Annotated in this window: 18 protein-coding genes and 4 tRNA genes; 1 reads left to right on the forward strand and 21 read right to left on the reverse strand. The window is 35.0% G+C overall.

Annotation, left to right across the window (positions count from 1 at the left end):
- Positions 1 to 2: 2 nt before the first annotated feature.
- The 18 genes from rpoC to NU08_RS05845 all read right to left on the reverse strand — a co-directional run bounded on the left by rpoC (position 3) and on the right by NU08_RS05845 (position 17,097).
- Complete coding sequence (gene rpoC / locus NU08_RS05760) at positions 3 to 4,310, reverse strand: DNA-directed RNA polymerase subunit beta' (protein WP_129746258.1); 4,308 nt, start codon at positions 4,308 to 4,310, stop codon at positions 3 to 5.
- 287 nt (positions 4,311 to 4,597) lie between these two features.
- The gene (gene rpoB / locus NU08_RS05765) at positions 4,598 to 8,410 is read right to left on the reverse strand and encodes a DNA-directed RNA polymerase subunit beta (RefSeq protein WP_129746259.1); all 3,813 of its coding nucleotides are present in this window, start codon (positions 8,408 to 8,410) and stop codon (positions 4,598 to 4,600) included.
- Between the two features lie 267 nt (positions 8,411 to 8,677).
- The gene (rplL, locus tag NU08_RS05770; RefSeq protein WP_008466917.1) at positions 8,678 to 9,049 is read right to left on the reverse strand and encodes a 50S ribosomal protein L7/L12; all 372 of its coding nucleotides are present in this window, start codon (positions 9,047 to 9,049) and stop codon (positions 8,678 to 8,680) included.
- An 89-nt stretch (positions 9,050 to 9,138) separates the two neighbouring features.
- Positions 9,139 to 9,639: a 50S ribosomal protein L10 gene (rplJ, locus tag NU08_RS05775; protein ID WP_008466919.1), complete on the reverse strand. Its 501-nt coding sequence runs from the start codon at positions 9,637 to 9,639 to the stop codon at positions 9,139 to 9,141.
- Positions 9,640 to 9,661: 22 nt separating this feature from the next.
- Positions 9,662 to 10,351: a 50S ribosomal protein L1 gene (rplA, locus tag NU08_RS05780; protein WP_008466920.1), complete on the reverse strand. Its 690-nt coding sequence runs from the start codon at positions 10,349 to 10,351 to the stop codon at positions 9,662 to 9,664.
- Positions 10,352 to 10,364: 13 nt separating this feature from the next.
- On the reverse strand, positions 10,365 to 10,802 hold the full coding sequence (gene rplK / locus NU08_RS05785; RefSeq protein ID WP_008466923.1) for a 50S ribosomal protein L11: 438 nt from the start codon (positions 10,800 to 10,802) through the stop codon (positions 10,365 to 10,367).
- A gap of 67 nt (positions 10,803 to 10,869) precedes the next feature.
- Complete coding sequence (nusG, locus tag NU08_RS05790) at positions 10,870 to 11,421, reverse strand: transcription termination/antitermination protein NusG (RefSeq protein ID WP_008466925.1); 552 nt, start codon at positions 11,419 to 11,421, stop codon at positions 10,870 to 10,872.
- 10 nt (positions 11,422 to 11,431) lie between these two features.
- The gene (secE, locus tag NU08_RS05795; RefSeq protein ID WP_008466927.1) at positions 11,432 to 11,629 is read right to left on the reverse strand and encodes a preprotein translocase subunit SecE; all 198 of its coding nucleotides are present in this window, start codon (positions 11,627 to 11,629) and stop codon (positions 11,432 to 11,434) included.
- An 18-nt stretch (positions 11,630 to 11,647) separates the two neighbouring features.
- Positions 11,648 to 11,718, reverse strand: a tRNA-Trp gene (locus tag NU08_RS05800).
- 55 nt (positions 11,719 to 11,773) lie between these two features.
- A complete protein-coding gene (tuf, locus tag NU08_RS05805; protein WP_091492765.1) occupies positions 11,774 to 12,961 on the reverse strand; it encodes an elongation factor Tu in 1,188 nt (395 codons plus the stop codon).
- A 55-nt stretch (positions 12,962 to 13,016) separates the two neighbouring features.
- Positions 13,017 to 13,088 (reverse strand) — tRNA-Thr (locus tag NU08_RS05810).
- Between the two features lie 83 nt (positions 13,089 to 13,171).
- A tRNA-Tyr gene (locus NU08_RS05815) sits at positions 13,172 to 13,252 on the reverse strand.
- A gap of 59 nt (positions 13,253 to 13,311) precedes the next feature.
- A tRNA-Thr gene (locus tag NU08_RS05820) sits at positions 13,312 to 13,385 on the reverse strand.
- A 90-nt stretch (positions 13,386 to 13,475) separates the two neighbouring features.
- Complete coding sequence (gene hpf / locus NU08_RS05825; protein ID WP_008466930.1) at positions 13,476 to 13,778, reverse strand: ribosome hibernation-promoting factor, HPF/YfiA family; 303 nt, start codon at positions 13,776 to 13,778, stop codon at positions 13,476 to 13,478.
- 32 nt (positions 13,779 to 13,810) lie between these two features.
- Complete coding sequence (locus tag NU08_RS05830; RefSeq protein WP_129746260.1) at positions 13,811 to 14,704, reverse strand: tyrosine-type recombinase/integrase; 894 nt, start codon at positions 14,702 to 14,704, stop codon at positions 13,811 to 13,813.
- Positions 14,705 to 14,793: 89 nt separating this feature from the next.
- On the reverse strand, positions 14,794 to 14,988 hold the full coding sequence (gene rpsU / locus NU08_RS05835; protein WP_026730435.1) for a 30S ribosomal protein S21: 195 nt from the start codon (positions 14,986 to 14,988) through the stop codon (positions 14,794 to 14,796).
- 146 nt (positions 14,989 to 15,134) lie between these two features.
- Positions 15,135 to 16,274 carry an acyl-CoA dehydrogenase family protein gene (locus NU08_RS05840; protein WP_129746261.1) on the reverse strand — a complete coding sequence of 380 codons (1,140 nt, stop codon included), beginning with the start codon at positions 16,272 to 16,274 and terminating at the stop codon, positions 15,135 to 15,137.
- Positions 16,275 to 16,287: 13 nt separating this feature from the next.
- Positions 16,288 to 17,097 carry a ComEA family DNA-binding protein gene (locus tag NU08_RS05845; protein WP_317126347.1) on the reverse strand — a complete coding sequence of 270 codons (810 nt, stop codon included), beginning with the start codon at positions 17,095 to 17,097 and terminating at the stop codon, positions 16,288 to 16,290.
- 340 nt (positions 17,098 to 17,437) lie between these two features.
- Here NU08_RS05845 and NU08_RS05850 point away from each other — a divergent pair, with 340 nt between their 5' ends.
- A complete protein-coding gene (locus NU08_RS05850) occupies positions 17,438 to 18,910 on the forward strand; it encodes an APC family permease (RefSeq protein WP_129746263.1) in 1,473 nt (490 codons plus the stop codon).
- A gap of 53 nt (positions 18,911 to 18,963) precedes the next feature.
- Here the strand turns inward: NU08_RS05850 and NU08_RS05855 are convergent, their stop codons facing one another.
- The 3 genes from NU08_RS05855 to NU08_RS05865 form a co-directional block, all read right to left on the reverse strand.
- Complete coding sequence (locus tag NU08_RS05855; RefSeq protein WP_008466940.1) at positions 18,964 to 19,191, reverse strand: PspC family transcriptional regulator; 228 nt, start codon at positions 19,189 to 19,191, stop codon at positions 18,964 to 18,966.
- Between the two features lie 72 nt (positions 19,192 to 19,263).
- Entirely contained in the window at positions 19,264 to 20,535 is a 1,272-nt protein-coding gene (locus tag NU08_RS05860) for a DUF2851 family protein (protein WP_129746264.1), read from the reverse strand.
- Positions 20,536 to 20,612: 77 nt separating this feature from the next.
- Positions 20,613 to 21,095 carry a 3'-5' exonuclease gene (locus NU08_RS05865; protein ID WP_129746265.1) on the reverse strand — a complete coding sequence of 161 codons (483 nt, stop codon included), beginning with the start codon at positions 21,093 to 21,095 and terminating at the stop codon, positions 20,613 to 20,615.
- Positions 21,096 to 21,119 lie beyond the last annotated feature (24 nt).

The following is a 21,119-nucleotide window of genomic DNA, read 5'->3' on the forward strand; positions in this document are numbered from 1 at the left end:
AATTAATAAATGTATTCTTCTTTATTAGCCATCATTTCGTTGTAATCGTCTTTAGATCCTACGATAGTGTTATCGTATTCTCTCATACCAGTTCCCGCAGGAATTCTGTGTCCAACAATTACATTTTCTTTTAATCCTTCTAGATCATCTACTTTACCAGCTACTGCAGCTTCGTTAAGTACTTTCGTTGTCTCCTGGAATGAAGCCGCAGAAATGAATGATTTAGTTTGTAACGAAGCTCTTGTAATACCTTGAAGAACTGGCGTTGCAGTCGCAGTAATTACATCTCTTGCTACAACAAGATTTTTATCTGTACGTTTCAATAATGAATTTTCATCACGTAATTCACGAGGCGTAATAATCTGACCTGGTTTCAATACTGAAGAATCCCCAGCATCTTCAACCACTTTCATTCCGTATAATTTATCATTTTGAAGGATAAAGTCTTTAGTATGGATCAATTGATCTTCTAAGAATAGAGTATCTCCTGGATCTTCAACTTTAACTTTACGCATCATTTGACGAATTACAACCTCAAAGTGTTTGTCATTGATTTTTACCCCTTGTAGACGGTAAACCTCTTGAATTTCATTGACCAAGTACTGTTGAACAGCCGCTGGCCCTTGAATTCTTAAGATATCATCTGGTGTAATTGCACCATCAGACAATGGAACTCCCGCTCTTACGAAGTCATTTTCTTGTACTAAGATTTGGCTTGAAAGTTTCACTAGATACTTTTTAATCTCACCAAATTTAGATTCGATAACGATCTCACGGTTACCTCTTTTGATTTTACCGAAAGATACAACTCCATCAATTTCAGATACAACTGCTGGGTTTGAAGGGTTACGAGCCTCAAGAAGCTCAGTAATTCTTGGTAAACCTCCCGTGATATCGCCCGCTTTAGAAGAACGACGTGGAATTTTTACTAATACTTTACCTGCTTTAATTTTCTCACCATTCTCAACCATTAAGTGTGCACCTACTGGTAAGTTGTATGAACGAATTAATTCACCTTCTTTACCATAAACTAATAAAGTTGGAATTAATTTTTTGTTTCTAGCCTCAGAAATTACTTTTTCTTGGAAACCAGTCTGCTCATCGATCTCAACCATGTATGATTGTCCTTGTTCTAAATCTTCATAAGCAATCTTACCAGTAAATTCAGAAACAATTACACCATTATATGGATCCCATTTACAGATTACAGTTCCTTTAGTAACAACGTCACCGTCATTTACAAAAATACTAGATCCATAAGGGATGTTATGCGTATTTAAAACAATTCCAGTTCCCTCGTCAATTAATTTCAACTCAGTAGAACGTGATACAACGATATCAACTTCGTTACCTTCACTATCCTCACCTTTAACTGTTTTTAAATCTTCGATTTCAAGTCTACCATTGAATCTTGTAACAATACTAGACTCTTCAGAGATACCTCCAGCAACCCCTCCAACGTGGAACGTACGAAGTGTCAACTGTGTACCTGGCTCTCCAATAGACTGAGCTGCAATAACTCCGACAGCTTCACCTCTTTGTGTCATCTTACCAGTAGCTAAGTTTCTACCGTAACATTTCGCACAAATACCTTTTAAAGCTTCACAAGTTAATGGAGATCTAACTTCAACTTTCTCAATTGGAGACGCTTCGATAGTCTTAACAATTGATTCTGTAATTTGTTCTCCAGATCTAACCATGATCTCATTAGTAAGAGGGTTGATAACGTCTTGTAATGCAACACGTCCTAAAATTCTCTCACCTAAAGATTCAACGATTTCCTCATTTTTCTTCAAGGCAGCAACTTCAACACCTCTTAAAGTTCCACAATCCTCGATGTTAACAATAACATCTTGAGAAACGTCATGAAGCCTTCTTGTTAAGTAACCAGCATCGGCCGTTTTAAGAGCCGTATCCGCAAGACCTTTACGAGCACCGTGAGTAGAAATGAAGTACTCAAGGATCGAAAGACCTTCCTTAAAGTTAGAAAGAATCGGGTTTTCAATAATCTCACCACCACCGGCAGTAGATTTTTTAGGCTTAGCCATCAAACCACGCATACCAGTTAACTGACGAATCTGCTCCTTAGAACCCCTCGCCCCAGAGTCAAGCATCATATATACAGAGTTGAAACCTTGCTGGTCTTCTCTAATATTTTTCATTGCTAATTCTGTCAACTGCGCATTTGCTGAAGTCCATACGTCAATAACTTGGTTGTAACGCTCGTTATTTGTGATAAGACCCATGTTATAGTTAGTTGAGATACCTTCAACTTGCTCTCTGGCATCTGCAATTAACTTCGTTTTTTGTTCTGGGATTCTAATATCACCTAAAGAGAATGATAAACCTCCTCTAAATGCGAATTTATACCCCATATCTTTCATATTATCCAAGAAAGCTGCCGTTGTAGGTACATCAGTCACACTTAAAATGTGTCCGATAATATCTCTAAGGTTTTTCTTAGTCAATACGTCGTTGATATATCCAGCTGCTTCCGGTACTACTTCGTTAAATAATACACGTCCTGCAGTTGTCTGGATGATTTTGTACACTAATTCTCCAGCGTCATTAAAATCTTTTGCTCTAATTTTCACACGAGCATTCAATTCTAATCTTCCTTCGTTTAATGCAATGTTTACTTCTTCTGCAGAATAGAAAGTCAAATCCTGACCGATAATTTTGTGATCTTCTGTTGAGATACGCTCTTTGGTCATATAATATAGACCCAAGACCATGTCCTGAGAAGGTACAGTAATTGGAGCACCATTTGCAGGGTTCAAGATATTGTGAGAAGCCAACATTAATAATTGTGCCTCTAAAATAGCCTCTGGTCCTAATGGTAAGTGAACCGCCATCTGGTCACCATCGAAATCGGCGTTGAATGCCGTACATACTAATGGGTGTAACTGGATTGCTTTTCCTTCAATTAATTTTGGTTGGAATGCTTGAATACCAAGTCTGTGCAAAGTAGGAGCACGGTTCAGTAATACTGGGTGTCCTTTAATTACGTTTTCAAGGATATCCCAAACTACAGGCTCTTTTTTGTCAATGATTTTCTTAGCAGATTTTACTGTTTTTACAATACCTCTTTCAATCAACTTACGGATAACGAAAGGTTTGTATAACTCAGAAGCCATATCTTTTGGCAATCCGCACTCATATAATTTCAACTCTGGACCAACGACAATTACCGAACGAGCAGAATAATCCACACGTTTTCCTAAAAGGTTTTGACGGAAACGTCCTTGTTTACCTTTTAATGAGTCAGATAATGATTTTAATGGTCTGTTTGATTCTGTTTTAACAGCAGAAGCTTTACGAGTGTTATCGAACAATGAATCTACAGATTCTTGCAACATACGTTTTTCGTTTCTTAAGATAACTTCTGGAGCTTTAATCTCCATTAATCTTTTTAAACGGTTGTTACGGATGATTACACGACGGTATAAGTCGTTCAAATCTGAAGTTGCAAAACGACCTCCATCAAGTGGCACAAGCGGACGTAATTCTGGTGGGATAACCGGAACCACTTTCATAATCATCCATTCTGGACGGTTTTCGCGGTTTTCGTTAGACTCACGGAAAGATTCAACAACTTGTAATCTTTTTAAAGCCTCAGTTTTTCTTTGTTTAGATGTCTCGTTGTTAGCGCTATGTCTTAATTCATAAGATAAAGCATCTAGGTCAATACGAGCCAATAAATCCATAATACACTCTGCTCCCATTTTGGCAACAAATTTATTTGGATCTAAATCGTCTAAATATTGGTTTTCTTGCGGAAGAGTATCTAAAATGTTTAAGTATTCTTCTTCAGTTAAGAAATCTAATCTTTGTAATGATTCTCCATCTGCATTTTTAGCAATACCTGGCTGGATTACTACGTATCTTTCGTAGTAAATAATCATATCTAATTTCTTAGATGGAAGACCAAGGATATAACCAATTTTGTTTGGAAGAGAACGGAAGTACCAGATGTGAGCAATTGGTACAACAAGGTTGATGTGTCCTACTCTATCACGACGTACTTTTTTCTCAGTAACTTCAACACCACAACGGTCACAGATGATACCTTTGTAACGAATTCTTTTATACTTACCACAAGCACACTCGAAATCTTTTACTGGTCCAAAGATTCTTTCGCAGAAAAGTCCGTCACGCTCTGGTTTGTGAGTTCTATAGTTGATTGTTTCTGGCTTTAAAACCTCTCCTCTTGATTCTTTCAAGATAGATTCTGGTGAAGCCAATCCAATAGAGATTTTGTTAAATCTTTTTACTGGATTCTTATCTTTATTGTTTCTATTATTCATCATAGTTTTTACTATTGATTTACTGCTGTTAAAAATTGATTTTAGATTTTCATAATCTCCATCTTTCAAAAATTGCTTTCAAAAGAGTTAAATCATCGCGCTTACCTCGGTTTACTTCTCTAAACCTCAAACTCTTATTTGAGGTGCTAGTTATAAAATGCCCTGCATTATTATAAAAAATCGGAACGGGTTACGGGTATAAATCTTAAAAACTTTAATATTTAGTAATAGTCAGCAGTCTCAGTTTTCAGCGTTAACTGAATACTGAAACTGCGACTGAAAACTTTTATTTATTCTTCCAAACGAAGATCTAATCCTAGACCTTTCAATTCGTGCATTAATACATTGAATGATTCTGGTAAACCTGGTTCTGGCATAGTTTCACCCTTAACGATAGCCTCGTAAGTTTTAGCTCTACCAATAACGTCATCAGACTTAACAGTTAAGATCTCACGTAGAGTACTAGAAGCTCCATAAGCCTCAAGTGCCCAAACCTCCATCTCTCCGAAACGCTGACCTCCAAATTGAGCTTTACCTCCAAGTGGCTGTTGCGTAATCAATGAGTATGGTCCAATAGAACGTGCGTGCATCTTATCGTCAACCATGTGTCCTAATTTAAGCATGTAAATTACACCCACAGTTGCTTTTTGTGCGAAACGCTCTCCAGTACCACCATCATATAGGTAAGTATGTCCGAAACGTGGTACTCCAGCTTCATCAGTCAAAGCATTGATTTCGTCTAGAGAAGCACCGTCGAAGATTGGAGTAGCAAATTTTCTACCCAAGTTCATACCAGCCCATCCTAATACTGTTTCATAAATCTGACCAATATTCATACGTGAAGGTACCCCAAGTGGATTCAATACGATATCTACTGGTGTTCCATCTTCTAAGAAAGGCATATCTTCGTGACGAACTATTCTAGCAACAATACCTTTGTTACCGTGACGACCCGCCATTTTATCACCCACTTTTAACTTACGTTTTTTAGCGATATAGATTTTAGCCAATTTCAAGATTCCAGATGGTAATTCATCTCCAACTGTAATAGTAAATTTCTCTCTTCTTAAAGCTCCTTGTAAGTCGTTCAGCTTAATTTTATAGTTATGAATCAAATCATTAACCATTTTATTTGTAGCGTCATCAGCAACCCACTGACCTTTGCTTAAGTGAGCAAAATCTTCTACTGCATAAAGCATTTTTTGAGTATATTTTTTACCTTTTGGTAAAACTTCTTCACCCAAATCGTTCATTACACCTTGAGATGTTTTTCCGTTAACGATCAAGAATAATTTCTCTACTAATCTGTCTTTTAATTCAACAAATTTAGTTTCGAATTCCATTTCTAAAGCGCCTAAAGCATCTTTATCTTGAGTACGTTTACGTTTATCTTTTACGGCTCTTGCAAATAATTTTTTGTCAAGAACTACACCATGTAAAGATGGAGAAGCTTTTAATGAAGCATCTTTCACATCACCAGCTTTATCTCCGAAGATTGCACGAAGCAATTTCTCCTCTGGAGTTGGATCTGATTCTCCTTTTGGTGTAATTTTTCCGATCAAAATGTCGCCAGGTTTAACCTCTGCTCCAATTCTAATCATACCGTTTTCATCTAAATCTTTAGTAGCTTCTTCAGAAACGTTAGGAATATCGTTTGTTAACTCTTCGTTTCCTAATTTAGTATCTCTAACCTCTAGTGAATAATCATCAACGTGGATAGAAGTAAAAATATCATCACGAACTACTTTCTCAGAAATTACAATGGCATCCTCGAAGTTGTACCCTTTCCATGGCATGAACGCTACTTTTAAGTTTCTACCTAAAGCTAATTCTCCATTTTGAGTAGCATATCCTTCAGATAATACTTGCCCAGGAACAACTCTATCACCTTTTCTTACGATAGGCTTCAAGTTAATACTTGTTCCCTGGTTAGTTTTTCTAAATTTAATTAAGTTGTACGTTTTCTCATCGGCATCAAAACTAACCATTCTCTCGTCTTCTGTACGATCGTATTTAATAGTAATAATGTTAGCATCTACATATTCAACAGTACCATGCCCTTCAGCATTAATCAATACTCTTGAGTCAGAAGCTACCTGACGCTCTAAACCTGTACCAACAATCGGTGCTTCAGGACGGATCAAAGGAACTGCCTGACGCATCATGTTTGATCCCATCAACGCACGGTTCGCATCATCATGCTCCAAGAAAGGAATCAAAGATGCAGAAATCGAAGCGATCTGGTTAGGAGCAACGTCTGTATAATGTACTGAACTTGGTTCAACAACCGGGAAGTCACCCTCTTCACGAGCAATAACGTTACTAGCTGTAATTTTACCTGAAGCATCCATATCAATGTTTGCCTGAGCAATCATTTTACCTTCTTCTTCTTCAGCACTTAAATAGATTGGTGCACTTTCTAAATCAACTACACCATCTGTTACTTTACGGTATGGAGTTTCAATGAATCCCATTCCGTTTACTTTTGCATAAACACCAAGAGATGAAATCAAACCAATGTTTGGTCCCTCAGGAGTTTCAATCGGACATAAACGACCATAGTGAGTATAGTGAACGTCACGAACCTCGAAACCAGCTCTCTCTCTCGAAAGTCCACCTGGTCCAAGTGCAGAAAGTCTTCTTTTGTGTGTAATCTCAGCTAATGGATTCGTTTGATCCATAAATTGAGATAACTGGTTAGTACCAAAGAAAGAGTTGATAACTGATGATAATGTTTTAGCATTAATCAAATCAATTGGTGTAAACACCTCGTTATCTCTAACGTTCATTCTCTCACGAATAGTTCTAGCCATACGTGCTAAACCAACACCGAATTGTTGAGACAATTGTTCACCAACTGTTCTAACACGACGGTTTGATAAGTGGTCGATATCATCAATCTCTGCTTTAGAGTTGATCAATTCGATCAAATATTTAACGATTGTAATGATATCCTCTTTAGTAAGCACTTGCTTATCCATAGGGATATCTAAATCTAATTTTTTATTCATTCTGTAACGACCAACTTCACCTAAGTTATAACGTTGATCAGAGAAGAACAATTTATCTATAATACCACGAGCAGTTTCTTCATCAGGCGGTTCAGCGTTACGCAACTGACGGTAGATGTGCTCTACAGCTTCTTTTTCAGAGTTAGTTGGATCTTTTTGTAACGTGTTGTGGATAATAGCATAATCTGCTTGATTGTTATCCTCTTTGTGTAACAAAATAGATTTTACGTTAGAATCAATGATCTCTTCAACATTATCTTTGTCGATAATAGTATCACGATCAAGGATGATTTCGTTACGCTCGATAGAAACTACCTCTCCAGTATCCTCATCTACGAAATCCTCGTGCCATGTATTCAAAACACGTGCAGCAAGTCTTCTTCCAATATATTTCTTAATTCCTGTTTTAGATACTTTAATTTCTTCAGCTAAGTCGAAAATTTCAAGGATATCCTTATCTCTTTCGAAACCGATAGCACGGAATAAAGTTGTTACAGGTAATTTTTTCTTTCTATCGATATACGCGTACATTACGCTGTTGATATCAGTAGAGAATTCTATCCAAGATCCTTTAAAAGGAATTACTCTCGCAGAATAAAGTTTAGTTCCATTTGCGTGGAATGACTGTCCAAAGAAAACCCCTGGAGAACGGTGTAATTGAGATACTACAACACGCTCGGCACCATTAATAACAAAAGTACCACTAGGAGTCATGTAAGGAATTGTTCCAAGATAAACATCTTGTACAATAGTTTCAAAATCTTCGTGTTCTGGATCTGTACAGTATAGTTTTAACCTAGCTTTTAAAGGCACACTATAAGTAAGACCTCTCTCTATACATTCTTGAATTGTATAACGTGGCGGATCAACAAAATAATCTAGGAATTCCAATACAAAGTTATTTCTTGTATCTGTAATTGGGAAGTTTTCCATGAAGGTATTGTATAACCCTTCGTTGCCTCTTTCGTCAGATTTCGTTTCTAATTGAAAGAAATCTTTAAAAGATTTAACCTGAACATCCAAGAAGTCCGGATAGTCAGGGATATTTTTTGTAGAGGCAAAATTCAATCTTTCAGTCTGATTTGTTATCATCAATGGACAAAATTTTGATTAAAAAAAAGTAATTTATTTTTGTGTAAATACACACTGTTTAATCTATACTTTCTTAATTATAATCAATACATCTTTAAAAATAGAACTGTAAAAGTGAGCCCAATTTTCTTTCTTCGTATTGATCAAAAACTTTTTCGTATTTTAAACTATGGGATAATAAAATTGATATATTTTATTATACGAAAAATGGTTTAGGCCTTTGAGTGTTAACTCAAGACCTAAACCTAGTTCTTAAACTGAGTTTAATTATTTAAGCTCAACAGTAGCTCCAGCCTCTTCTAAAGATTTTTTAAGACCTTCAGCCTCTTCTTTAGAAACACCTTCTTTAACGTTGCTTGGTGCACCGTCAACTACGTCTTTAGCTTCTTTAAGACCTAAACCAGTTAATTCTTTAACTAATTTTACAACAGCTAATTTAGAAGCTCCTGCATCTTTCAATACAACTGTAAATTCAGTTTGTGCTTCTTCAGCAGCACCGTCTCCTCCACCAGCAGCAACTACTACAGCAGCAGCAGCAGGCTCGATTCCGTACTCATCTTTTAATATTGTTGCTAATTCGTTAACTTCTTTAACTGTTAAGTTAACTAATTGTTCTGCGAATTGTTTCAAATCTGCCATTTTTTCTATCGTTTAAAATGATTTGTAAAAATATAATTTAATTATTGTGCGCTAATTAAGCAGCAAGGAAGTAAACTTCCCTACATTTATTACTCTGCTCCTTCTTCGCTTCCAGCGAATTTGTTTTGTAAAGCAGAAATAATTCTTTGAGCAGGAGATTGTAATAATCCAATGATTTCTCCGATAAGCTCTTCTTTAGATTTAATTGTAGCTAATGTATCTAATTGGTTATCTCCAATATATACTTCAGAATTGATGTAAGCTCCTTTTAAAACTGGTTTATCAGATTTCTTACGGAAATCTTTGATAATTTTTCCAGGTGCGTTAGCAACATCAGAAATGAAGATAGCACTGTTACCTGATAAAACTGTAGGTAAATCACCATAATCATTAGAAGAAGCTTCCATTGCTTTTGCAAGCAAAGTGTTTTTTACAACCTCTAATTTGATACCTGCTTTGAAACAAGCTCTACGTAAGCTTGAAGTTGTCTCTGCGTTTAAACCAGAAATATCAGAAATGTAAATGATATTTGTACCAGCTAACTGCGCAGTTAAATTTTCAATCGCGATTGATTTTTCTTCTCTAGTCATACTAAAAATTTTTAACTACCAATTATACTGCTTTTGGGTCTAATGCGATAGCAGGACTCATTGTGCTTGTAAGGTGGATACCTTTAATGTATGTACCTTTAGCAGCAGTTGGTTTAAGTTTTATTAATGTTTGAATAATTTCGTGTGCGTTCTCAACGATTTGCTCAGCTCCGAAAGAAACTTTACCAATACCAGCGTGAACGATACCAGTTTTATCAACTTTAAAGTCAATTTTACCAGCTTTAACTTCTTGAACAGCTTTAGCAACATCCATAGTTACTGTACCTGTTTTAGGGTTTGGCATTAAACCTCTAGGTCCTAAAATACGACCTAATGGACCTAATTTACCCATAACAGCAGGCATAGTAATGATCACATCAACATCTGTCCAACCGTCTTTAATTTTTTGTAAGTAATCGTCAAGACCAACATGATCTGCTCCAGCTTCTCTTGCTTCAGCTTCTTTATCTGGAGTAACCAATGCTAATACTTTAACGTCTTTTCCTGTTCCGTGAGGTAAAGTAACTACACCTCTAACCATTTGATTCGCTTTTCTTGGATCAACACCCAAACGAACTGCGATATCAACAGACTCATCAAATTTTGCAGAAGCAACAACTTTAATTAATGCAGCAGCATCTTTTAAAGAGTATAATTTGTTCTTTTCAATTTTTGAAGCAGCCTCTTTTTGCTTTTTTGTTAATTTTGCCATTTCTTTTTCTTAATTAAAAAGGAGCATCTCCTGATACAGTTATACCCATAGATCTAGCTGTTCCAGCAACCATACTCATAGCTTTCTCAATTGTGAAAGCATTTAAGTCAGGCATTTTGTCTTCAGCAATAGTTCTAATTTGTTCCCAAGTAACGCTAGCTACTTTTTTACGATTAGGCTCACCAGAACCAGATTTTAGCTTTGCAGCTTCCATTAACTGAACTGCTGCTGGAGGAGTCTTAACAACAAAATCAAATGATTTGTCTTTGTACACAGTGATTTGCACTGGACAAATTTTGCCAGGTTTATCTTGAGTTCTAGCATTAAATTGCTTACAAAACTCCATGATGTTAACCCCAGCAGCTCCTAAAGCAGGTCCAACCGGTGGCGACGGGTTCGCAGCACCTCCCTTAACTTGTAGTTTAACTACCTTACTAATTTCTTTAGCCATTTTTAAAAAATTTAACACTGTAATCTATGGAAGCGATTACAATGGTTTATTATAGTGTAACAAAAAATTATACTTTTTCTACTTGCATAAAGCTTAATTCTAATGGAGTTTTTCTTCCGAAAATCTTAACCATTACCTCAAGCTTACGCTTCTCTTCATTGATTTTCTCAACAGATCCATTAAATCCATTGAAAGGACCATCAATAACCTTAACCGTTTCACCAACACTAAATGGAATAGAACGAGTGTCTGTATTAACAGCCAATTCATCCACTTTTCCTAACATACGGTTTACTTCAGAAAGTCTCAAAGGAACAGGTTCTCCGCCCTTAGTTTCTCCTAAAAATCCAATAACACTAGTAATTGACTTAATAATATGAGGAATCTCACCAACTAAGTTAGCTTCGATCATAACATATCCAGGAAAATACACTTTATCCTTAGATGATTTTTTCCCATCTTTTACAGTAACCACTTTTTCAGTAGGAACTAAAACCTGAGAAACATAATCCTCCATACCTAATCTCGCGATCTCAGTCTCGATATAAGCTTTCACTTTATTCTCTTGACCACTAACCGCTCTAACTACGTACCATTTTTTCACATTATTATCTGCCATCACAAAAAAATTATCCTTTTAACCAGTTAAAAAATCCAGCCAAAGCTTTTGCAAAAAATTCGTCTACTCCCCAAGTTGCCAAAGCGAATAAAATCGAAAATACAGCCACAACAATTGTCAATTTTTGCACTTCAGCCCAAGCTGGCCAAGTAACATTTGACTTTAACTCTTCGAAAGCCTCTGATAAATAATTAGTAACTTTTGTCATTTGATATATTTTTTATTGCACGGGCGGAGGGATTCGAACCCCCATCAACGGTTTTGGAGACCGCTATTCTACCCTTGAACTACGCCCGTAATTAAAGCCAGTGATTAAAAAATAATCACTGGCTTCTTATTTATTTTAATAGAATTACTCTACGATTTCAGTAACCTGACCAGCACCAACTGTTCTACCACCTTCACGGATAGCGAAACGTAAACCTACGTTCATAGCGATTGGGCTTAATAAAGCAACCTCAATAGTCAAGTTATCACCTGGCATTACCATCTCTACACCTGCTGGTAAAGAAATAACTCCTGTTACGTCAGTTGTACGTACGTAGAACTGTGGACGGTAGTTATTGTGGAATGGAGTGTGACGTCCACCTTCTTCTTTTTTCAAGATATAAACCTCAGCTTTGAATTTAGAGTGCGGTTTTACTGAACCTGGCTTAATGATAACCATACCTCTTTTGATGTCTGATTTATCAATACCTCTTAACAATAAACCTACGTTATCTCCAGCTTCACCTCTATCAAGGATTTTACGAAACATCTCAACTCCTGTAATAGTAGAAGTTAATTTTTCAGCTCCCATACCAATGATTTCAACAGGATCTCCAGTGTTAGCAACTCCAGTTTCGATACGACCTGTAGCAACAGTTCCACGACCTGTAATTGTAAATACGTCCTCAACTGGCATCAAGAATGGTTTAGCAACGTCACGTACTGGCTCTTCGATCCAGTTGTCAACAGCTTCCATTAATTCGATAATTTTAGGTACCCAGTTTGGATCATTGTTTAATCCTCCTAAAGCAGAACCTTGAACTACAGGACCATTATCTCCATCATATTCGTAGAAAGATAATAAATCTCTAATTTCCATTTCAACAAGCTCTAATAACTCAGCATCATCAACCATATCCACTTTGTTCATGAAAACAACGATTCTTGGAATACCAACCTGACGTCCTAAAAGGATGTGCTCACGAGTTTGTGGCATTGGACCATCTGTAGCAGCAACTACTAAGATAGCTCCGTCCATTTGAGCAGCTCCAGTAACCATGTTCTTTACGTAATCCGCGTGACCTGGACAGTCAACGTGAGCGTAGTGACGGTTAGCTGTTTCGTACTCTACGTGAGATGTATTGATAGTAATACCTCTTTCTTTCTCCTCTGGAGCGTTATCGATTTGATCAAACGATTTTGCTTGACAGTAACCAGCATCTGACAATACTTTTGTAATTGCAGCAGTTAATGTAGTTTTTCCGTGATCTACGTGTCCAATTGTACCTATGTTTAAGTGCGGTTTGGAACGATTAAAATTCTCCTTTGCCATTTTACTTAATTTTTAATCTTAGTTATATATTAATTTTCAATTTCCTACTTACTTGAGCCAATGTCGGGATTTGAACCCGAGACCTCTTCCTTACCAAGGAAGCACTCTACCCCTGAGCTACACCGGCAGAGAGTTCTGATTTTAGATTTCTGAATTTAGATTTTAGATTTTTAAAAACCTAAAACCCAAAACCTTAACCTCTTTTTTTTGTGGGGAGAGCAGGATTCGAACCTGCGAAGTTTTCACAGCAGATTTACAGTCTGCCCTCGTTGGCCGCTTGAGTATCTCCCCTAATTTTAAAATTCCATTATTTTAAAGAACCAATTTCAAATCGCATTTGAAATTTATTGAGCCGATAGAGGGACTCGAACCCACGACCTGCTGATTACAAATCAGCTGCTCTAGCCAGCTGAGCTACATCGGCGAATACATTAAAAAAGTCCGCTATTTCTAACGGACTGCAAATGTAGCTATTTTATCTTTTAATCAAAACATTTTTTGAAAAAAATTTCAATTAAATATGCGCTCTTATTTTTTCCTTCCTTTTTACAAGCAAACGTTCTAACGACTCTGCAGAAAGCTCAACCGCTTCTTCAAATGTTTTACACTGTTTTTTTACCAAAAAATCATCACCAGGAACATTAATCTTTATCTCCACCACCTTATTCTCTTTATCACTTGTTCTTTCTACTTTTAAAAAAACATCTGATGAAACCACACGATCGTAGTATTTCTCTAGCTTACCCATTCTTTCTTGGATAAAATCGACCAATTTTCTGTCGACAGTAAAATTAACTGCATGAACATCTACCTTCATAATAAAAATTTTAGGATTAACATTTAGAACTGCTATTTACTTCTTGGATGTGCACCTTTATATACTTTTTTAAGTTCCGCAAGACTATTATGAGTATAAACTTGTGTAGATGCCAAACTAGAATGCCCCAGCAATTCCTTAACTGAATTCAAATCTGCCCCATTATTTAAAAGATGTGTTGCAAAAGTATGACGAAGCACATGCGGACTTTTTTTTACCTTTTCTGAGACCCTACTAAAGTATGAATTTATTAAACGATAAACAAAAGATTCGCTCAATTTTAACCCTTTTTTCGAAACAAAAAAATAGTCCGAATCAACCAAACTTTCCAAACCATCTCTTTCCTTTATATATAAATCAATTTGATCTGCAATAACTGGCAAAATTGGAATAATACGCTCTTTATTTCTTTTCCCTAAAACCTTAATCACGCCACCTGAAAGATCAACATTTTTAATCATTAAATGAATTAATTCTGCCCGACGCATTCCTGTAACATAAAACATTTCTACAATAAGCTTATCTCGGACCTCCTCAAAACCAACCGGAACTTCCATCTCAACCAACAAATCCTTTAATTCTTTTTCCGAAAAAGGAACCTGAACCACTTTTGGAGTTTTCAAAGACTTATGCTTCAGCATGGGATTAATCTCAATCTGCTTTGATTTTAAAAGAAACTTGTAATAAGCTTTTAGAGAAGCCATCTTTCTATTTACCGAAACATTTGAAATATCTTGATCAACTAAAAAAACAATCCAACTTCTCACTTGGCTATAATTCACCAAATCAATACTTTCTTGATCAAAAGACTCTTTTACAAAAAATTCAAAAGCCGTTATATCATTCAAGTAAGCACCAACAGTATGCGAAGAATATTTTTTTTCCAACAAAAGATAATCCGAAAAAGCTTCTTTATTCGTTTTCATAAAATCTAAAAATTAAGCATAAAAAAACCGTTAGCATCAAAATTAAAACATTTTGACCACTAACGGTAATTATTTTCGAAAAGCTGATATTAACTTTCTAAACTATCTTTCAAGCCTTGAATGTAAGCCGCTTTTTGGATTTGAGCTCTTTTGATAACAGAAGGCTTAATAAAAGCAGTACGTGCTCTTAATTGACGAACAGTTCCTGTTTTATCAAATTTTCTTTTATAGCGCTTTAATGCTCTATCGATATTTTCTCCGTCTTTAATTGGTATAATTAACATAATATAGACACCTCCTCTCGTTAAGGCTGCAAATGTATGTATTAATTATGAATTATGAGTTATAAATTTTGAATTATTTTTGCTTAAGACTTAAAATCAGAAAGAAAAACCATTTTCCATTTACTTCATTTACCTTTTAAACACTATTATTTCAATAAATTTCTAGAAATAACCAACTTCTGAATTTCAGTTGTTCCTTCTCCTATAGTACACAATTTAGAATCTCTATAGAATTTTTCTACTGGAAAATCTTTAGTGTAGCCATAACCGCCATGAATCTGAACGGCATCATTTGCAATTTTCACACATGCTTCAGAGGCATACATTTTTGCCATAGCGCCAGAAGTAGTTACTGGTTTATGCTTTTGCTTTAAAAAAGCTGCTTTATGGAGCAATAACTCAGAAGCTTCAATTTCTGTTGCCATATCAGCCAATTTAAAGGATACTCCCTGAAAATTACTAATTGGCTGTCCAAATTGATGTCTTTCTTTTGAATATTTCAACGCCGCTTCATACGCACCTTTTGCAATTCCTAAAGACAGGGCTCCGATAGAAATTCTTCCTCCATCAAGAATTTTCATAGCCTGGACAAAACCTTCACCAATTTCCCCTAATCTATTTGCATCAGGAACACGACAGCCATCAAAAACCAATTCTGCCGTTTCACTTGCTCTCATTCCTAATTTATTTTCTTTTTTACCAGATGAAAAACCTTTCATGCCTTTTTCAAACACAAATGCCGTCATTCCTTTAGAATCGCCTTTTTCGCCAGTACGAACTATTACAACAGCAACATCTCCAGATATACCGTGCGTAATAAAGTTTTTTGCACCATTTACAATCCAATGATCGCCGTCTTTAACGGCGGTCGTATTCATTCCCCCAGCATCAGAGCCTGTATTGTGCTCTGTTAATCCCCACGCACCTATATATTCTGCTGTAGCCAATTTTGGCAACCATTTTTTCTTTTGTTCTTCGTTTCCGAAAGTTAGGATATGATTTGTACATAAAGAATTATGCGCCGCAACAGACAAACCTATTGACGGGTCCACTTTAGAAATCTCTTCGATTACTGTAATATATTCATGATAACCCAAACCAGAACCTCCATATTCTTCTGGAACTAAAACTCCCATGAAGCCCATCTCGCCAAGTTGCTTAAATAACGGAATTGGGAAAATCTGCGCTTCATCCCATTCCATTATATAAGGTCTAATATTTTTTTCTGCAAAGTCTTTTATAGACTGTGCAATCATTATCTGCGTTTCGTTGTAATCAAAGTTCATGAGTTAGTTTCTTTTAGAACTCCAAATATAAACTAATTATTTTTGCTTTTTCAACAGGAAAATCTTTAATTTTTATCAAATCCTCAATATTATTAAAATTTCCATTCATGCTTCTATACGTTACAATTTGTTTTGCGAGTCCATATTTAAAGTACGTAAACTGAGCTAATTCTTTTATCGACGCCTCATTTACGTTAATTTTCTTCATATTTAAAGGAACGACAACTTTAAAATGACTATTTAATTCGTTGATAACTTCTGGCGAAAGTCCCCAAATATCTTTCATTTGCTCCATTGACACAAAAGAGCCTAAAATTTCTTTTTGGCTTAATATTCTAGTCGAAAGCCCTTCTCCTATTCCGTAAATTTTCATTAAGTCTTCTTTGGTAGCCTGATTGATGTCCAATATTTCAAGCTTTTCTTTTTTAGGAAAACTTTTTACAGCGAAATCTTTTTTATCAGCACTTTCGTTACTTTTATTTTGTTTCCAATCTGGAAACTTAAATAAAGGAGAAATTTTATGTAATAGTGAATCTGAAACTCCAGTAACTTTTTGAAATTCTTCTGCTGAGTTTACATATTTATTTTCTCTGCGAAATGCCATTAAACGGTCAATTTCTTCAACCGACATTCCAAGCTTGTACCCTTTATAGTCAGAAATAAAATTAGGATTAAAAAGATAATTAGTTGGCTTTGCGTTTTTATCAGTCAATTTCTCTTGATCAATTTCTGACTGAAGCGCAAGCCACTGCACTTTTTCTGGATTTTTAGTTTCCAAAATATTAAAATCGGATAATAAATAAAACAACTGTAATCCTATCATAATAAGAAAGAGCATAAAAATACCTATGCGTTGCTGTTTTGTAAAATAAAAATACTTGTTTAGAGGCTTAAAATTCATGCTAAAAATATTTTCAAAGAATAAATTAAGAAAAATCCCTCAAATTTATCAAGAAAATTAGTAAGAAAAGTAGTTTTTAAAAAATTATCGAATCTATTACAAAACGTCAATTAATTTAATGAATGTCAATGCTTAGAGAATCTTTCTTACGAGTACTGTAAAAAAAACAAAGATTTTATAACTTAAAACATGATAATTGTTTTTATTTTTTACAAAAAACAATACATTTGGCACTTAATAACAAATAAACCAATAAAATAATATGTCAATTTGGAGAGTTAAACCTATATCAGCCTTTGAAGCCGATATGAAAAAAAGTGATTTAAAGAGAGTCCTAGGAAAATGGAGTCTTACTGCCATTGGTGTTGGTGCCATTATCGGCGGTGGAATTTTTGTACTTACAGGTACTGGGGCTTATTATCATGCTGGTCCAGCATTAGCAATTTCGTTTATCATCGCAGGTATTGCGTGTGTTTTTGCGGCTCTTTGCTATTCTGAATTTGCTTCTATCTTACCTGTCGAAGGATCTGCTTACGCATATGCTTATGGTACGATTGGAGAAGTTTTTGCCTGGATTATTGGATGGGGACTAATTCTCGAATATGCAATGGGATCTATGACTGTAGCAGTTTCCTGGTCCGGTTACTTTAATAAACTACTGAAATTATTTCATATAAAACTTCCTGATTGGCTTACAACAGATCCTGCAAGTTATACAGGAGAAGGCTTCTCAATGAATCTTCCTGCTTTCTTGATCGTTATTTTAGTCATTTCATTACTTATTAAAGGAACAAAAAGTGCGGCAAAAGCAAATAATGCTATTGTTATACTTAAAGTTTCTGCAGTAATCTTTGTAATTGTTGCTGGTCTTTTCTTCATCAATACTGCAAACTGGAGTCCATTTATCCCTGAAGCAACTCAAATCGTTGAAAAAGAAACTACACACAATGCTTACGGAATTGGAGGTATTATCTCTGGAGCTGCAGCAATTTTCTTTGCTTATGTTGGTTTTGATGCCGTTTCTACGCAAGCTGGAGAGGCTATTAATCCTAAAAAAGACGTTCCGTTTGCAATCATTGCTTCTTTATTAATCTGTACTACATTATATATTCTTGTTTCTTTAGTATTAACAGGAATGATGAACTACCAAGATTTTAACCCACTAGGAAAATATCCTGAAGCTATTAAAGCTCCTGTTGCTTATGCTTTTGATATAGCTGGACAAGGATGGGCTGGCTTTATTATTACTGTTGCTGCGACTATTGGTTTAGTTTCTGTATTAATGGTAATGATTATGGGGCAATCTAGAATTTTCCTTGGAATGTCTAAAGATGGTTTAATCCCATCTGTTTTCTCTAAAGTAAACCCTAATTCTGGAACTCCAAAAACAAACTTGATGATCCTTGGTGCTATTATCGCAACTGTTGCTGCTTTTACTCCAATCAACAAATTGGCTGATATGACAAGTTTTGGTACTTTGTTTGCCTTTACAATGGTTTGTATCGCTGTTTGGATTTTAAGAGTGAAACAACCTGGATTAACCAGAACATTTAAAGTTCCTGCTTTACCAGTTATTGCAGTACTAGGAATTGCAATCAACTCTTATTTAATTTTTAATTTAAGTAAAGATGCACAGCTATTATCTTTTGGATGGCTTATTCTTGGTATCATTGTATACTTTGGATATAGTAAGAAAAGATCTAGACTTAATAATACAGATGCGGATTTTGAATAATTTTTCAATTCTAGTCATAAAAAAAGCTCCAAATTTAAATTTGGAGCTTTTTTTTATAAATCAAATACTGATGTTCTTTTTGATCGGATTAGATCTTTTAGTCTAATCCAAAAAGCAAGAGTCAAATAAACTCCAAATCCTAAACCGGCTGTAACAAAAGAAATATAGATAAAAAACAATCTGACACTTGTTACGCGCATTCCGAGTTTATCTGCTAGTCTTGAAGAAACATGAAAACCATATTTTTCAAAAAAGAATTTAAGTTTTAAAATTGCCGACATTTTGATATTTTAGATTTTAGACTTTAGATTTTTGGATTCCCGACTGCTCAGGATTACAAAAGTACAAATTATCTAATTATTTTTAAGCAGTTCTAATCCGATGGCACATTTTAAGCATGCTTTATGCTCACAATATTCATTTTTAAGTTCAAGTAATGCTTGACTTTCAAATGCCGACTGAGACTTTATTCCAAACGAATTAAACTTGTCAATAATGGCGTTTTTCTCTGGAGCAACTTCATTTATAAAGTCAATCAAATCTTCGGCAATTGATTCGCCTCTTATATTAGAATAAGCAAATTGAAGCGGCATTATAGTATTAATAATTACTAAATCTATAAATGACTTAGAAAGCATCTTAGACTTCTTTGGACTTTCTTTATCAAACTGATAATGGTTCTGCCAATACAGACTTGCAGAAATATTCAGCAATCGATATACTTCATCAACAGATTTTAAATCAATTATTTTTGAAAATAGATTTTGATTTCTATGATATAAAGATGCTAATTGAGAAAGCCTAATAGTCGGGAAATTATCTGGGCGAAGCTTAAAAAACTGAAGAGGATCTGCATAAGTCTTTTCTATCTGATATTTATGCAGCAAATAAAAATATCGAAACTTTAAATCTTTATAATAAACATCTTCTTTTTCTGTTTCCAATAATCCTGAAGTTCCAAAAAGAAGCGCTTCAAGATTTTCGACTTCAAAACTTTCTTTTCTAATTACTGAAAAAGGAATTGCTTTTGATATCTGCAAAAAGGAATTTCCGTTGGTATTTAAACCAAAATTTTTTGCCAGAAGGCAAAATAAGACCGCTTCCCAATCTTGATTGGTTTCTTCTAATAATTGATAAATAAACTTGGATTTTCGCTCTAAACGTTCAAAAAACAATCTTTCTCGCCAGTTCTTAAACACAAATTTGTCAATCTCTTTTAATTGCCTTTCACAAGAAATCCATGTTTTTGGAGAAACTAATGCATTATAATTTTCGATTATTTCTTTTGAAACATAATCTTTAAGGACTAGAACGGATATTTCTGTATTGTCTTCTCTAAAAATGGCTGTGTCATTTTCCCACACGACATGAAGAATCACATTTTTATAAGTGGCATCTTTTTCATGATTATGCAAATACCAGTCTGAAGATTTTAAATGAATCTCTACATTACCGGCCCACTTCTGATTTCCGATTTCTATATGAGCATTAAAAAAATCAGGCCCAGCAAGCTCCAAATAATCGCCTGTTTTAATGATGGTTATTTCTTCCCCTTGAGCAGATTTTAAATTCAAGCTACCAAACTTCTTGAATTTCCAGAGGTAATGAAGGAAGTCTTCTTTCATTTTAGATTTTATAGTGTAATTACAAAATCTAAAAGTAATTAAATTTTAATATTATTCTTACAAATAAGTAAAATTATTTAACGAAGCAAGTACAATTTAGCACAAGCTCTTGCATCTGATAGTGCCTCATGGTGATTTAGCTGAATATTCATTTCGCGACAGCAATCACTTAATTTGGTTGGTTTTATACCTTTAGCTTTATAGATTTTAACGGTACACTCCCATTTTGTAGCAATGTTCAAATCATCATAATTTAAGCCATGAAGCAGCATTGTTTTCATTAAAACATTACGATCAAAACTTTCATTGTGTGCCACCACAACTCTATTTTTTAACCTTTTTTCAATCTCAGGATAGATTTGAAAAAAAGATTTTGCATTGACTGTATCTTTAGGATAAATTCCGTGAACACGAATCGTAAACGGATTATATTCATTATTTGGCGGTTTAATTAAAGAAACATATTCGTCTACAATAATTCCGTTTTCAACCGTAACAATTCCCACCGAACACGGGTGATAGCCAGTGGCAGTTTCAAAATCAATGGCAGTAAAATTCATACTCTATTTTTAAAAAGACAAATC

Source organism: Flavobacterium anhuiense (genome assembly GCF_004151235.1).
In the GTDB taxonomy this organism is placed as follows: domain Bacteria; phylum Bacteroidota; class Bacteroidia; order Flavobacteriales; family Flavobacteriaceae; genus Flavobacterium; species Flavobacterium anhuiense_A.

Excerpts from the sequence above, each read along its gene's own strand:
- rpoC (WP_129746258.1), bottom strand. The coding sequence starts at position 4,310 with ATGATGAATAATAGAAACAATAAAGATAAGAATCCAGTAAAAAGATTT.
- rpoB (WP_129746259.1), bottom strand. The coding sequence starts at position 8,410 with ATGATAACAAATCAGACTGAAAGATTGAATTTTGCCTCTACAAAAAAT.
- rplL (WP_008466917.1), bottom strand. The coding sequence starts at position 9,049 with ATGGCAGATTTGAAACAATTCGCAGAACAATTAGTTAACTTAACAGTT.
- rplJ (WP_008466919.1), bottom strand. The coding sequence starts at position 9,639 with ATGACTAGAGAAGAAAAATCAATCGCGATTGAAAATTTAACTGCGCAG.
- rplA (WP_008466920.1), bottom strand. The coding sequence starts at position 10,351 with ATGGCAAAATTAACAAAAAAGCAAAAAGAGGCTGCTTCAAAAATTGAA.
- rplK (WP_008466923.1), bottom strand. The coding sequence starts at position 10,802 with ATGGCTAAAGAAATTAGTAAGGTAGTTAAACTACAAGTTAAGGGAGGT.
- nusG (WP_008466925.1), bottom strand. The coding sequence starts at position 11,421 with ATGGCAGATAATAATGTGAAAAAATGGTACGTAGTTAGAGCGGTTAGT.
- secE (WP_008466927.1), bottom strand. The coding sequence starts at position 11,629 with ATGACAAAAGTTACTAATTATTTATCAGAGGCTTTCGAAGAGTTAAAG.
- tuf (WP_091492765.1), bottom strand. The coding sequence starts at position 12,961 with ATGGCAAAGGAGAATTTTAATCGTTCCAAACCGCACTTAAACATAGGT.
- hpf (WP_008466930.1), bottom strand. The coding sequence starts at position 13,778 with ATGAAGGTAGATGTTCATGCAGTTAATTTTACTGTCGACAGAAAATTG.
- NU08_RS05830 (WP_129746260.1), bottom strand. The coding sequence starts at position 14,704 with ATGAAAACGAATAAAGAAGCTTTTTCGGATTATCTTTTGTTGGAAAAA.
- rpsU (WP_026730435.1), bottom strand. The coding sequence starts at position 14,988 with ATGTTAATTATACCAATTAAAGACGGAGAAAATATCGATAGAGCATTA.
- NU08_RS05840 (WP_129746261.1), bottom strand. The coding sequence starts at position 16,274 with ATGAACTTTGATTACAACGAAACGCAGATAATGATTGCACAGTCTATA.
- NU08_RS05845 (WP_317126347.1), bottom strand. The coding sequence starts at position 17,097 with ATGATAGGATTACAGTTGTTTTATTTATTATCCGATTTTAATATTTTG.
- NU08_RS05850 (WP_129746263.1), top strand. The coding sequence starts at position 17,438 with ATGTCAATTTGGAGAGTTAAACCTATATCAGCCTTTGAAGCCGATATG.
- NU08_RS05855 (WP_008466940.1), bottom strand. The coding sequence starts at position 19,191 with ATGTCGGCAATTTTAAAACTTAAATTCTTTTTTGAAAAATATGGTTTT.
- NU08_RS05860 (WP_129746264.1), bottom strand. The coding sequence starts at position 20,535 with ATGAAAGAAGACTTCCTTCATTACCTCTGGAAATTCAAGAAGTTTGGT.
- NU08_RS05865 (WP_129746265.1), bottom strand. The coding sequence starts at position 21,095 with ATGAATTTTACTGCCATTGATTTTGAAACTGCCACTGGCTATCACCCG.